10 protein-coding genes are annotated in these 14,450 nt (G+C 33.3%); 5 read left to right on the top strand and 5 right to left on the bottom strand.

Annotation, left to right across the window (positions count from 1 at the left end; all coding sequences use genetic code 11):
* Nucleotides 1–149: 149 nt before the first annotated feature.
* Together NLJ00_RS06005 and NLJ00_RS06000 are read right to left on the bottom strand one after the other, a co-directional pair.
* The gene (locus NLJ00_RS06005) at nt 150–1,709 is read right to left on the bottom strand and encodes a RagB/SusD family nutrient uptake outer membrane protein (RefSeq protein WP_256636575.1); all 1,560 of its coding nucleotides are present in this window, start codon (nt 1,707–1,709) and stop codon (nt 150–152) included.
* Nucleotides 1,710–1,739: 30 nt separating this feature from the next.
* Nucleotides 1,740–4,796 (bottom strand): SusC/RagA family TonB-linked outer membrane protein, encoded by a 3,057-nt coding sequence (locus NLJ00_RS06000; protein ID WP_256636574.1) that lies wholly within the window; start codon nt 4,794–4,796, stop codon nt 1,740–1,742.
* Between the two features lie 561 nt (nt 4,797–5,357).
* Here NLJ00_RS06000 and NLJ00_RS05995 point away from each other — a divergent pair.
* Entirely contained in the window at nt 5,358–6,047 is a 690-nt protein-coding gene (locus tag NLJ00_RS05995) for an NUDIX hydrolase (protein WP_053473033.1), read from the top strand.
* 484 nt (nt 6,048–6,531) lie between these two features.
* On the opposite strand, the gene NLJ00_RS05990 is transcribed toward NLJ00_RS05995, so the two are convergent.
* On the bottom strand, nt 6,532–7,530 hold the full coding sequence (locus NLJ00_RS05990; RefSeq protein WP_256636573.1) for a GntR family transcriptional regulator: 999 nt from the start codon (nt 7,528–7,530) through the stop codon (nt 6,532–6,534).
* 103 nt (nt 7,531–7,633) lie between these two features.
* On the opposite strand from NLJ00_RS05990, the gene NLJ00_RS05985 reads away from it, so the two are divergent.
* The 4 genes from NLJ00_RS05985 (at nt 7,634) to NLJ00_RS05970 (ending at nt 12,886) form a co-directional block, all read left to right on the top strand.
* Entirely contained in the window at nt 7,634–8,689 is a 1,056-nt protein-coding gene (locus NLJ00_RS05985) for an aldose epimerase family protein (RefSeq protein ID WP_256636572.1), read from the top strand.
* Between the two features lie 25 nt (nt 8,690–8,714).
* Entirely contained in the window at nt 8,715–9,875 is a 1,161-nt protein-coding gene (gene galK, locus NLJ00_RS05980; protein ID WP_256636571.1) for a galactokinase, read from the top strand.
* Between the two features lie 15 nt (nt 9,876–9,890).
* Nucleotides 9,891–10,952, top strand: a complete 1,062-nt coding sequence (locus tag NLJ00_RS05975; protein ID WP_256636570.1) for a UDP-glucose--hexose-1-phosphate uridylyltransferase — start codon at nt 9,891–9,893, stop codon at nt 10,950–10,952.
* Between the two features lie 248 nt (nt 10,953–11,200).
* Entirely contained in the window at nt 11,201–12,886 is a 1,686-nt protein-coding gene (locus NLJ00_RS05970) for a sodium/sugar symporter (protein WP_256636569.1), read from the top strand.
* A 111-nt stretch (nt 12,887–12,997) separates the two neighbouring features.
* Here NLJ00_RS05970 and NLJ00_RS05965 read toward each other — a convergent pair whose 3' ends face one another.
* Nucleotides 12,998–14,002 (bottom strand): type II TA system antitoxin MqsA family protein, encoded by a 1,005-nt coding sequence (locus NLJ00_RS05965; protein ID WP_256636568.1) that lies wholly within the window; start codon nt 14,000–14,002, stop codon nt 12,998–13,000.
* Between the two features lie 7 nt (nt 14,003–14,009).
* A complete protein-coding gene (locus tag NLJ00_RS05960) occupies nt 14,010–14,363 on the bottom strand; it encodes a type II toxin-antitoxin system MqsR family toxin (RefSeq protein WP_256636567.1) in 354 nt (117 codons plus the stop codon).
* Between the last annotated feature and the right edge of the window lie 87 nt (nt 14,364–14,450).

The following is a 14,450-nucleotide window of genomic DNA, read 5'->3' as shown; positions in this document are numbered from 1 at the left end:
TTTTTAATGTTGGAATATCATGTGAAGATTTTGAATTCTTCACATGATATTAGGTATTCTAACTAACTCAAAATTTATTTTTAGTCACAGTTTTCAGTTTACAGTCTCAGTCCCAGTCTCACTGTGAACTGTGACTAAGAACTGAAAACTCAATAACTGTCATTCTGTTTTGTTCCCGGATTATTATCCATTTCTAACTGCGGAATTGGGAAATATTCACGTCCTGCTGTATACGAATTAAACTCGGCGTCTCTTGTTTTCAGCCATGCTAATTTTGTTGGATTTTGAAGCCAACCCCAGCGGCGTATGTCATCAAAACGGTGGCCTTCCAATGGAAATTCTAAAAATCTTTCGTGCCCGATTTGTTCTCTCATCTGGTCTTGGTTCATTCCCGGTTTTGTAACTGATAAATCGGGCAGATTTACTCGGTTTCTAACCATTTGAATGTATGTATATGCTCCCGGAGTATCGCCTGTTTCGTTTAAAGTTTCAGCATACATTAAAAGAATATCGGCGTATCTTAACAATCTTTCGTTAATTCCAGAACGCCAGTCGTATTCGTCTGCAAATTCTCCATCAGAATTTTGATATTTTCTACAGAACAAATCGTTTAAATCTCCTGGGCTTGAGGCATAAAAAGCCGCAAAATCTCTTCCGTATAATTTTGTTCCGGGTTTATTGTAAAATATTGTGGCATCTAAACGCGGATCAACGTCTCCAGTTTTTGTTTTTTCTTCTTGAAATTCATTAAATAAGGCCCATGTTGGCTGTACATCTGTCCATCCAAAAGCTCTTGGTGCATACGTAATGGCACGTGCAGATGTTTTCCCCCAGCCAGATGCAGGTGCACCGCCCCAGCCTAAATCAACACCGCCGGCATCTCTGCTAAATTGTACTTCAAACAGGGATTCTGAATTGTTTTCGTTTGCTGTTGTAAAATTGTCCCGATAGTTTGAAACTAAAGAATAAACTCCTAAATCAATCACTTGTTTAAAAGTCGTTCTGGCATTTGTAAAATCTTTAGTGAACAAATAGGCTTTTCCTAAATATCCTAAAGCTGCTCCTTTTGTTGCGCGTCCTTTTTGACCTGCATCCGGACCTGTAACGCCAACATAAGAATTAGGCAGTAATTCGGCGGCTGTTTTAAAATCGGCAATAACCTGAGCCCAGCCTTCTTCATTTGATTTCTGCGGATGATATACCTCAACGTCTAAAGGAATTGGTACATTTTTAAACATATTTACTGCATGAAACAAATACAATCCTCTTAAAAAATAGGCTTGGCCTAAAATTCTGTTTTTGAGTGCTTCATTTTCAAATTGAATATCAGGAACATTGGTTAAAACCTGATTGGCACGATAAATCCCCTGATAATAAGTTTCAAAAGCCCATCCGTAAATGGCTGCGTCGGCTACATTGGAGTTAAAATGTCCAACGTTGTACATAGATGGCCAAGGGCTGTTTGTGCGAGAATCATCGGCTTTTGCATCTAATAATAATGGCGTACTTCTCATGTACGTTCCATCTGTCAATAAACTTCCGTATACGGCATTAATTCCTTCAAGTGCATCCTGATCTGTTTTCCAAAAAGAATCTACTGCATCATTATTTGGGTCGAGTTGGGTCAAATCTTCATCGTCAACACAGCTTGTTGTTACAACAGCCAGTGAAAAGAAAACCGCTATATAGTTAAATATTTTATATTTCATTTTAATACGTTTTTAGTTGGTTAGGCTCGTTTAAAAATTTACTTCAACACCCAAAGAAATAGTTCTTGGATTTGGAAAAGATCCTGCATCATATCCTCTTGAAAGTAGTCCGTCACTATTAAAATCAGGATCGTAACCCTTGTATTTCGTGATCGTTAATAAGTTCTGCCCATTGATGTAAACCTTAGCGCTTTGAATAAATTTATCTTTTAACGGAATGTTATACCCTAATTCCATTGTTTGCAGTCTTACATAATCCCCGCTTTCAATAAATCTGTTTGAGTCTCTTGAATTTCCGTTTGGATCACCAATAACCGGAGCCGGAACGTTGGTATTTGTATTGGATGGCGTCCAATAATTTAATTCGTCTGTGTGATGGTTTGTATATTGTCCAATCATCAAATTACGGTACATGGCATTGAAAATTTTATTTCCGCCGCTGCCCTGCCAGAACATGGAGAAATCAAAATTGGCATAAGAAGCACTAAAATTCACTCCGAAACCATATTTAGGAATTGTTACACCCTGAAAAGTTCTGTCGGCATCTGTAATGGCGCCGTCGCCGTTTACATCTTTAAATTTAATATCTCCGGGAGCCGCTCCGGTTTGTGTTGGAGAAGCCGCAACCTCAGCCGCATTTTGGAAAATACCAATCGCTTCCCATGCAAAAAGTTCACCCACAGATCTTCCAACTTCTGTTTTAGAAACTGCTCCGTAAAGCGGATTTGAATTCACTCCAATTTTGGTAACTTCATTTTTCAGTGTTCCAAAATTGGCTGAGATATCATATTTAAATTTATGATGATGATTACTATATGATGCTGTAAATTCTAAACCATGATTTTTCATGTCTCCTGCATTAGTAAAAATACTTGCCGGAAAAGCTCCTGTAGAAAACGGCAGCGGCACCGTAACTAAGATATCTGTTACTTTTTTAGAAAAATATTCTGCTGTAAATTGTAAGTCGTTATTAAAAAAACCAAGTTCTAAAGCAATGTTGTTACTGCTTGTTTTTTCCCATTTTACATTTGGGTCAAGAGAACTTACTACGGTTGTACCCGGTGCCAGTTCGTTGTTGAAATCGTATCCGGCGAAACTGTTTACTGTTGAAGCAAAAAAGTATTGCGGAATTGTATTATTTCCCAATGTACCATAACCACCGCGAAGTTTAATATTGCTGATCCATTTTGGTAAGGTTATGAATTTTTCGTTGCTGATTTTCCATCCTCCAGAAAAAGAGTAGAAGTTTGCCGAATTATTGATCTCACTAAATAGAGAAGTTTTATCTTGTCTAAAATTAGCCTGAAGCAAATATCTGTCATCATAAGAATAATTTAATCTGCTGATATATGAAATTCCCGTTATCGTAAACTTGTACTCACCTGCATCTCTGGAATCTGCGTACTGCATCATGCTTATTTCGCCCGGTTTAAAACCTACGCCTCTTGACCAGTGATTGTAATTTTCTCTTCTTTCCTGAATCCATCCGGCAAGAGCGTCTAGTTTATGTTTTCCAAGCGTAACTTCATAAGTCAGTAAATTATTCAGGAACGTTCTTAATTCATTTCCGTTAGAAATATCTAAGGAAGCTTCGTCATTTGTGGTGATATAATACCATCCTAAATCACTTGGCGGAATAAATTTTCTGTTTTGCCAGTCGGTTCTGTCGTAACTTACATCGAGTTTATATTTTAATCCTTTTACGATTTCAATTTCTCCCCATACATCACCAAGGAAACGGTTTCTTTTTCCATTATTCTCAATTAGATTATTATATCCAATTGGATTCATCGAAATCGCTCTTTGTGTTAAATTATCCGTACCGCCGTATCCGCCCAATCGGTTAGAATCATAAACCGGCATTGTTGGAACTGCTCCTAATATGTCACTGATAACCGTTTGTCCTGCATTGTATTCATTAAAAATTTCTTTATCAGATTGTGTGTAGCCTATTTTTACACCATACTTGAATTTTCCTTTTTTTCCGTTCAAATTCAAATTAGTAGACAATCTCTCATAATCCTGAGGGGTTTTAACATAACTGGTATTTTTAAAATAATCAACATTAAAACTATAGGCTATGTTTTCTGCACCTCCATTAAGTGTAAGCGCCTGATTTTGTATAACTCCCGTTTGTAAAGCTTCTTTTTGCCAGTCTGTGTTTACATTTGTGATATAAGAAGGGCTGTTTGGATCATTTCCCGGTGCAATACTTACCGGAACACCCGCTCTAATATCTCTGTTTCTTTCGGCTTCACTGGTAATTTTTTGGTAACCTTCACGATCTGTAACATCCCATTTTTTAGCTACATTCTGAAGTCCTACGATCGATTTGAATTTCACGTCCATTCGGCCTGCTTTCCCTTTTTTTGTGGTAATAATTACGACTCCATTTGCACCACGAACACCATAAATTGCTGCCGAAGAGGCATCTTTTAAAACCTGCATAGATTCTATTTCTCCCGGAGCAAAATCATACGGAGCATCTACCATAATTCCGTCAATTACAAAAAGCGGATTATTATTGGTAAAGGAAGTTATCCCTCTAATTTTGATATTGACAAAACCTCCCGGCTCTCCTGATGATTGTACGGTTACGCCCGGAACTTGTCCCTGAAGCATTTTTGCCGCATCATAAGTAACTGTTTTTTTTGCCGACTCTAAGTTTACAACACTTACAGAACCTGTTAAGTCTGATTTCTTTTGTGTTCCGTAACCAATAACCACAACTTCATTTAATTTGTTTGTGTCTTCGCTTAAGGCTACGTCTATTTTTAATTGATTTGCTACCGGGATTTCACGAATTTGAAATCCTATAAATGAATAAACTAAAACATCTGTAGAAGATGCTTTAATCGTATACTCTCCGTCAAATCCAGTTGTGACAACTGTTTTGGTTCCTTTTATCATGATGTTTACGCCCGGCAAAGGCAGATTGTCTTGTGCCGAAGTAACAACTCCGCTAATCGTTTTGCCTTGAGCCGACATTTGATTAACAGAAAAAATTAGCATGCAAATTGCTAAAATCCAGTCTTTTTTTGGCAATAAAAAATTGCAGTAAAAAATTAATTGTTGGTTTGTTATCATACTGGTTTGTTTAAGGTTGGTTTTGTGGTTAGTTAATAAGTGTTAATCTTACATTTGTAAATTTAAATAAAAAAAATGCGCAAAAACAAATTAATATGACAAAAAAACATCTGAAAAAAAACATATATCGTAATTTAAGTGTATTTATAACATTTAAAAAATTGCTATTTATTTCAAAAAAAGAAACGTTTTTGATGCGTTAATTGTGTAAAAAGTACACTTTTAGTCAAAAAGCCACTTTTTAATCAAAAAAACGCCTTATTAAAAAAAGATATAAATGAGTTGTTTTTTAATTATTTAAACACAATTTAATTGCTATTTTTGTAAATAAAAACCTATTTAAACAATTGGTGGTTTTAACTTTTTTTCAAAAAACTGTCCTGTATTATCCTGTTTTTGAATTAAAAAAATCTTAAAAAAGAAAAATGAATGTTATTTTTGTTCAAAAAGTGATTTTTTTAACTCTATTTTTGAAGTGTTATTATTGTAAGTGTAAAATCTACATTAATAAATTATGAAACAATTGAGGAAGTTTATATCTTTACCAATAAAATATTGAATATGCTAAACAGTTATAGCTCTGCCGATAAGGTTTTACTAGCGGTAGATTGTATTATTTTTGGATTCGACAGTGACGGTTTAAAAATACTTTTAATTCAAAGGGACTTTGAACCTGAAAAGGGAAAATGGTCTTTAATTGGGGGGTTTTTAAAACGTGATGAAGTTTTAGACGATGCGGCTATCCGAATTTTAAATACATATACAGGTCTTAACGATATTTATATGGAGCAGTTATATGCTTACAGTGAGATTGATCGTGACCCTGTCGAAAGAACAATTTCGGTTTCGTATTTTGCTTTGATTAATATCGAAAACCACAACGAAGAATTAATTAAAAATTATCATGCTGAATGGTTTCCTATAAACGAGGCACCGCATTTAATTTTTGACCACAATGACATGGTTCAAAATGCGATAAAAAGACTTCGTTATAAAACTTCGATAAAACCAATTGGATTTGAATTGCTGCCGGAAAAGTTTACTATGCGTCAGCTATTAGAATTGTACGAAGCGATTTTAAGCAAAGAATTAGATAAGAGAAACTTTATCAGTAAAATAAATTCTCTTGAAATCCTGAATAAATTGGAAGAAAAAGATATGCAGTCATCCAGAAAAGGATCTTATCTGTATACTTTTAATAAAGAGAAGTATGAAGAGAAATTACTTAATGATTTTGTACTGAATTTATAAGAAAAGTTTAGCCCACGGATTTTACGGATTTGGACTAATCTTAATTTTTTTCTGGAAAACTGAATAAAGTTTTTCACGCAGATTTTGCAGATACCGCAGATTATACGTTTTAAGTTTAGCCACAGATTAAAAGGATTAAAATGATTTTTTTAATCTGTGTGAATCTTTTTAATCTGTGGCTATTTACTATAAAAAAACAAAACCCTGAAATCCACAATTTTCAGGGTTTTTTCTTCAATAAAACTACTATTAAAAAAATAAACAAAATTATTTATATCTTTTTAACCTTGTTTTTAGCGGTTATTATGAACACTAACCCCTAAAACAAATTAATAAGTGTAAAATTCACATTTGCAAATGTAAGCAAAATATATCTTCAAAAACAAGAAATTGTTTTTTATTAATTTACTATTAGATTTTTCAAACAAAAAGCTCTTTTACTGTGATATAAACAATCATTTTGCTAAAATTCTTTATCAATTCATTACAAAGAATTTCGCATAATTAACGATGATTTGTTTTCTATTTGTTCCTTCTTTCCTTTAAGAACCATTTCGGCGAGGATTTTTCCCATGGCTTCAAAATGTGTCGAAATAGTGGTGATTCCGTTGGCTGCAATTTTTTTCAAAGGTGTTTCATTATAAGATATAATTCCAAAATCAGCTCCGAGTTTTAAATTTTTATCTCTGGCGTTTTCGATTACACGAACTAAATCACGATCATTCGGAATTATGTATAAATCTCCTTCGGAAATTTCTCTGTTGGTAAATTCAGCAATAACTTCCGATTCAAAATTATATTCGGCACAAAAATCTTCAAAACCCAATTTCATTCCCAGCGGTTCGCGAAAACCAGGAAAAATCAAAATCAGTTTTTTGTATTTGCGTAATCGCTCTTTACCTCTTTGCAATCCTTCAAAAATATCTTTTTGGTGATTTTGATAAATGGCCGGATATATTTTCAAATCAGGATTAGTCTGATCCAGTATAATTACGTCACCTACTGGTAGGGTTTTTATCGAAGCAACAATATCTTTTAAATTTGTGGGCATCAAAATGTATTTGGTATAATTGCCGTTGCTGTCGTTTATCAGCTTTTGAAAAACCTGGCTGTTGAAATGGTGAAAGAAAATATCCACCTGAACATTTTTTCCAATGTTGTTTAAAAACGAGTTATAAATATCTTCCTTAAAAATATTAAGCTCATCAAAAAGTAAAAAAATCTTTTGTTTTATAGTGATTTCAACGCTTTTAACGTAATATCCTTTTCCGGGAATGGCATAAATAATTCCTCTTTTTTTGAGTTCTTCATAGCCCAGCAAAACGGTATCGCGCGATAATGAAAACGCCAGACAGACTTTATTTACTGACGGAAGCCTGTCGCCTTTTACTAATTTTTCTTCTTCAATTGCTTTTTCTATTGAAAGAATTATCTGCTTATATTTTGGCAGACCAATGTTATTTTGAATCGAAATTATATTCATAGGAAAAGAGAAATTTTGTGCAATATACAAAAACTGGTAGGTACTGGTATGCAAAAGTAAAGAAATGTTTCTATTTTTGAATTTCACTTTTGGCAAAATTTACATGGAAATAAAACATAAATCGCATTTAAAGGAAACTTATAATTCTAAATCCTTTGGTTTCACCCCAGATAATAACGAAATTCTTTCTTTAGAATTATCGAATAAAAATGGTATGAAAGTCGAGATTACAAATTATGGAGCGACCGTAACGTCTTTACAAGTTCCTGTTTCAAACGGAAACCTTGTTGATGTGGTTTTAGGTTTTGATTCTGTCTCTTCTTATTTGGAATCTTATTTGCTGCCAAGTGCTCCTTATTTTGGAACAACGGTTGGACGTTATGCGGGAAGAATTAATAAAGGAACTTTTTCATTGAATGGAAAAACATATGAGTTGGCCAAAAACAATAACGGAAATTCCCTTCACGGCGGAAATAATGGTTTTGGAAGAAAAGTGTGGAACGTTACCAATCAAACTTTGGGCGAAAATCCTTCAATAACTTTTAGTCTTATAAGTAAAGATTTAGAGGAAAATTATCCTGGAGAATTACATGTTGATTTGACCTATACTTTGACAGAAGAAAATGAACTGAAATTATATTATAAAGCAGTTTCAACAGAAGATACGATTATAAATTTAACGCATCACAGTTATTTTAATCTGGACGGACACGAAGGAAGTGTTTTGAATCAGACCGTTTTTATTGATGCTGAAAAAATAGTAGAGACGAATCACGAAAATATTCCAACCGGAAAATTTATAGATCTTACAAATCATGAATTTGATTTTAGAGCTGCGAAAAGTTGTCCGGCTTCAATCGATAATTCTTTTGTAATTGAACCAACAAAAAATGCGGTGGCGGTTTTATCGAGCTCAAAAAATAATTTAAAAATGAGTGTTTACACAAATCAGCCAAGTGTACATATATATGTGGGCGGAAACTGTTTTGATATTTTAAAAGGAAAAAATGATGTGATTTACCATAAAACAAGCGGCATTTGTTTTGAAACTCAAAATTTTCCAGACGCTCCAAACCACGCACATTTTCCAAATTCTGTTTTGAAAAAAGGCGAAGAATATAATCAGAAAACCGTTTATAAATTTGAAAATATAAACTAAAAAACAACGAACCAATTACACTATAATGAATGATATTTTAATACAAAATACGACTGCTTTTTTTGAGAAATCATTTGGCTCGAAGCCAGAAAAAGTGGTGCTTTCTCCGGGAAGAATTAATATTATTGGAGAACATATTGATTACAATGACGGTTTTGTTTTACCGGCTGCAATTGATAAAGTGATTTGTTTTGCATTTGAAAAAAACAATTCAAAGAAATCGAAAGTAATCGCAATTGATTTAAATGAAGAATTTGAAATTGATTTAACTCAGGAAGTAAAACTGAGCGATGTTGTCTGGACAAATTATATTCGCGGTGTTATAAAACAATTGCAGGATAACGGATATTCGTTTGAAGGTTTCAACTGTGTTTTTAGCAGTAATATTCCGGTTGGTTCCGGATTGTCTTCTTCTGCGGCTTTAGAATGTGGAACTTTATTTGGAATCAAACAGCTTTTTGATTTAAAAATTGAAAAAGTTGATATAGCATTATTAGGACAAAAGGCAGAACACTGGGTTGGAATTAACTGCGGAATTATGGATCAGTTTTCGAGCGTTCACGGTCTTGAAAATAAGGTTATAAAATTAGATTGCAACACGCTGGATTTTGAATATCACAATGCTGACTTTAAAGATTATTCATTGATTTTAATGGATAGTAATGTAAAACATTCTCTTTTTACATCGGAGTATAACACGCGTAGAATTGAGTGTGAACAAGGTTTAGCAATAATTAAAAGTAATTTTCCTGAAGTAAAAAGTTTCAGAGATTGTTCTGAAGAACAGCTTTTAAGTATTCAGGATAAAATGAGCGAAACTGTTTTTAAAAGGGTTCATTTTGTTGTAAAAGAAATCAACCGGGTTATAAAAGCCTGCGAAGCGCTGGACAATGGAGATATTGAACTTTTAGGACAATTGCTTTTTGAAACGCATTATGGTTTATCCCAGGAATATGAAGTAAGCTGCGCTGAGTTAGACATGCTTGTAGACACTGCAAAAGCAGATGATGCCATTATTGGTTCTCGCGTTATGGGAGGCGGTTTTGGAGGCTGTACTATAAATTTAATAAAAAAAGGACATGAAAATCAGGTAAAAAGTAAGTTTTCAAATCTTTATTTAGATACATTTGGGATTGAATTAAAATTTTATGATGTAAAAATCTCAAACGGAACAACATTACTTTAATACCGACACAACACAATGAAAAATTTTGACATTAACGAAGATCCCCACAGACGTTTTAATCCCTTAATTAATGAATGGGTTTTGGTTTCACCTCATCGTGCAAAACGTCCGTGGCAGGGACAAAATGAAACCATTTCGACAGAATCACTTCCTAAACACGATCCCGAGTGCTATTTATGTCCGGGAAATGTTCGTGCAAACGGAGTAAGTAATCCTGCATACAAAAACAGCTTTGTTTTCGACAATGATTTTGCTGCTTTAAAACAGGATGAAATTATTTTTGAAGAAGATATTAAGCACACATTTTTTAAGGCAAAACCAGAACAGGGAATTTCGAGAGTGGTTTGTTTTTCTCCAAGACACGATCTTACGCTTCCGGAAATGGAAGTTTCAGACATTGAAAATATTGTAAAAACCTGGCAGAAAGAATATACAGATTTAGGAAATATAAAATACATCAACCACGTTCAGATTTTTGAAAATAAAGGAAGTGTTATGGGCTGCAGTAACCCGCACCCGCACGGACAAATCTGGGCTCAGTCTTCATTGCCAACTCAGGTTGAAAAAACACATAACAGCTTAAAATCGTATTTTGATAAAAACCACAGAACTTTATTAGAAGACTACGTTCAAGCCGAATTAAAAGTAGGAAGCCGTATCGTTATCGAAAACGAACATTTTGTGGCATTAGTTCCGTTTTGGGCAATCTGGCCTTACGAAACTATGATTGTAAGCAAAAGAGCCATCAGCAAAATCACTGATTTTACGGCTGAAGAGGTTTCGGCTTACGCCAAAATTTTAAAGCAATTAACGATCAAATACGATAATTTATTCAACACTTCATTTCCATATTCGTCTGGAATTCACCAAGCACCAACAGATGGTTTTGATCATCCGGAATGGCATTTCCACATGCATTTTTATCCGCCATTGCTTCGTTCTGCAACTGTAAAAAAATTCATGGTGGGTTACGAAATGATGGGAGAATCGCAAAGAGATATTACTCCGGAGAAAAGTGCCGAAATTTTAAGACAACAAGCTGAAGTGCATTATAAAAATGCAGTAAAAATTAACTAAAATTTTACGCTGAAAGCTTGGAATTTGAAAATTTAACAGAATTATTTGTTTATAAATGTAAATAACACATTTAAAATGATTGTTTTTTAAGTTTTTATTTTAAATTTGGCTTTCGTTCTTGTTTTAATAAAAAAATAACAGAATAAAAACACATATTTCATTTTTAAACACATTAAACCACATAAATATTAATTTCAGTTTTTAACTTAAACAATTACCTATACTAATTATCTAAAATACTATTAACAATGAACCAGAACCTCACTCTCGCAGATTATGCGGTTTTTATTATTTATTTTATCGTAGTATCTGTCTACGGTTACACTGTTTATCGCAAACGTAAACAAGATGAGCACGATGCTAAAGCTTATTTTCTTGCCGAAGGAAATTTAACCTGGTGGGCAATCGGAGCATCATTAATAGCATCAAACATTTCCGCAGAACAATTCATCGGGATGAGTGGTGAAGGTTTCTTTTTAGGAATCGCCGTTGCTGCTTATGAATGGCTTGCTGCTGTTGCCTTAATTATTGTAGCCGTTTGGTTCATTCCGGTGTATCTTAAAAATAAGATATATACTATGCCTCAATTCTTAAAAACACGTTATAACGAATCGACTGCGTTGATTATGGCTGTTTTCTGGTTGTTTTTATATGTATTTGTAAACTTAACTTCTATTCTATATTTAGGTGCAGTTGCTATTAACGGTCTTGCGGGAGGAGAATATCTTCACGTTATTATGATTGGTTTAGCGGTTTTTGCCCTGTTTATTTCTCTTGGAGGAATGAAGGTTGTAGCTTATACAGACGTTATTCAGGTTGCTGTATTAATTATTGGTGGATTGGTAACTTCTTATATCGCTTTAGTAACTGTTGGAGAAAAGCTAGGAATAAGCAGCAGTGCAATTGAAGGTTTCAAAGTATTAATGACAGAAGCTCCTGAGCACTTTAAAATGATTATTCCAAAACCAACTGCAACTTCATCACAGCTTGAAATCGATAAATATCTGACTTTCCCTGGTTTGATGTCTTACCTTGCCGGTATCTGGATTATCAACTTAAACTACTGGGGATGTAATCAATACATTACGCAAAGAGCTCTTGGTGCAGATTTACAAACTGCCCGTACAGGAATTTTATTTGCTGGTATGCTAAAATTATTAATGCCATTAATCGTAATGCTTCCTGGTATTGCTGCTTATGTTTTATACCAAAACGGACATTTACCTCAATTAGTTGGAGGAAAAGATGGTGCTTATTCTGCTGTATTGACTTTCTTACCAACTGGATTAAAAGGACTTTCTGTTGCTGCTTTAACGGCTGCAATCGTAGCATCATTAGCAGGAAAAGTAAACAGTATCTCAACAATCTATACGTTAGACGTACATAAAAAATACATTCAAAAAAATGCAGGTGAAAAACAACAGGTAAACATTGGTAGAATTGCTGTTTTCGCTGCCATGCTTTTGGCTGTTTTATTTACATGGAATGACCTTTTAGGAATTGGCGGTGTTGGTGGATTTACATACATTCAAAAATATACCGGATTTATCAGCCCTGGAGTTTTCGCAATGTTCTTCCTTGGTATGTTCTGGAAAAGAACTACAGGAACTGCAGCTATCGTTGGTGTAATTTTAGGATTTGTTTTATCGGTTTTATTCAACGAATATGCTCCGGCATTATTTGGAAACGAAACTTTATTATATACGGCTTATCCTAATGGAAAAGGTGCATTCGAAATTCCTTTCCACATTTGTATGGGATTATCATTCTTCTTTACAATGTTAGCTATGATTGGAATCAGTTTTGCTGGACCAAAAGTAAATCCAAAAGCGTTTGAAATAGACTCTGAAATGTTTAAAGTAAAACCACAAACAACAGTTTTAATTGTAATTACATTACTGATTATCGTAGCATTGTACGTTAAATTCTGGTAATTTTTTAATAAGTAATTTTGAAGTGAAAAGGGATCCTGTATGGGATCCCTTTTTTATGCCTGAAATATTAAAGCCTCTTTTTAAAATCTTTCTAAATATCTAATCTATAATTTAGATATGAATTAAATCAAATCCATAATTGTAATTAATTTTATTTTTCCCTTTTTCATTTTCAATCCATGCTTTCTCTTTATGACTAATGTCTTTAATTTGACTTGCATTACAATTTTTAAACTTCACCTTGACTTCTTCCAATGACTCTAATTCAATTTCATTAAATAACTCAGAATTAAAGTTTTTAATAGGGGAAGAAATAAATTTCTCTCCAGTATAGTCACCATAAAATTCAGTTTGCAAATCAACAATTTTCTTATTTGTCATATAGTCAAATATTCCATTAAATCTCACAGGAACAGGACCGTAATTATGAGCCATATACCTAGTTCCACTTATTGAGTATCCAGATTTTTTATAATTTAAAAAGTCTGCATAGAATAATAATTTGTTCATCATAGTTACAGTTGGTAAAAGTTTTTCTGTAAAATAAACAACCATTTCCGACAACTTTTGAATATTTGGTTTTCTGTACCCTGAAAAAACATCCGGAAGCATATTTTCAAAAAGTATGCTGACGAACTTGTTTTCATCATTTGTTTCTGATTCTAATTCTATAGCAGCGTCTATTTTTACTAATATTTTACTTTTTTCAAAATCTTCTAAATCTGTACTTCTTAAAACTAGATCTTTAAAAACCATAGAGCTATTAGAAATAGTTTGAATTAGATTAGCATTTGCCATACTTGGAACCTCTCCTTTTTCATAATTTCTATAGCTATTTGCTCCAAATCCCAATATTTGAGACATTTTATTTGCAGATAACCCATATTTCTCTCTAATACTTAGAATTTCATCTGCAAAAAGAATATTATGTTTATCTCTATACTGATTATAAACTTGATTCAAATTTAACTCGTCTATTTCTGTTGTGGTAAATGATTCTTGACTATCTTCACAATAATAACTCAAATGAAAATATTCAAACTCTTCTTTACGGAAAACCACACTGCTTTTATTGGTTTGTAAGGTCATTTCTTTACCTGTAATTGGACTTTTCATAATTCTTCTATTTGATTTTATACGGAAATTTTATAGGATGATCTGCTTTATGAAATGAAATACAGATCGCATTATTGGTACTTTTGGACAAAGTAAGCTTAATGTAAACGTCTTGAGTTTTTATTATTTTTCCGAAAATCCACAATTCTTTTCCATTAAATTGTGTTTCGGGTAGAGGTCCTTCACTATAATCCTCAACTTCAAGTTGAGCAATTATTTCTTTTCTTGAGTTGGCTGTGATGCCGATATCTGCTAAATCTTGTATACTATTTTTAGCTTTATCTACAAAAAATATATCCCATGTCTTTATTATTTGCTTAAGTTCCTGCAAAAAAGATGTGACAGTTGCTTTATGAGACATAATTATGATTTAATAATCTCGGCAAAAATACTTCTTTCTAATCAAAAAAACAATTTTAAAGTTGATTTTTAATACATAATCAACAAT

This window comes from Flavobacterium panici (assembly GCF_024499525.1).
Taxonomy (GTDB): domain Bacteria; phylum Bacteroidota; class Bacteroidia; order Flavobacteriales; family Flavobacteriaceae; genus Flavobacterium; species Flavobacterium panici.
Note: the sequence above shows the minus strand (reverse complement) of the source record. Positions and strands in the feature narration are given on the sequence as shown.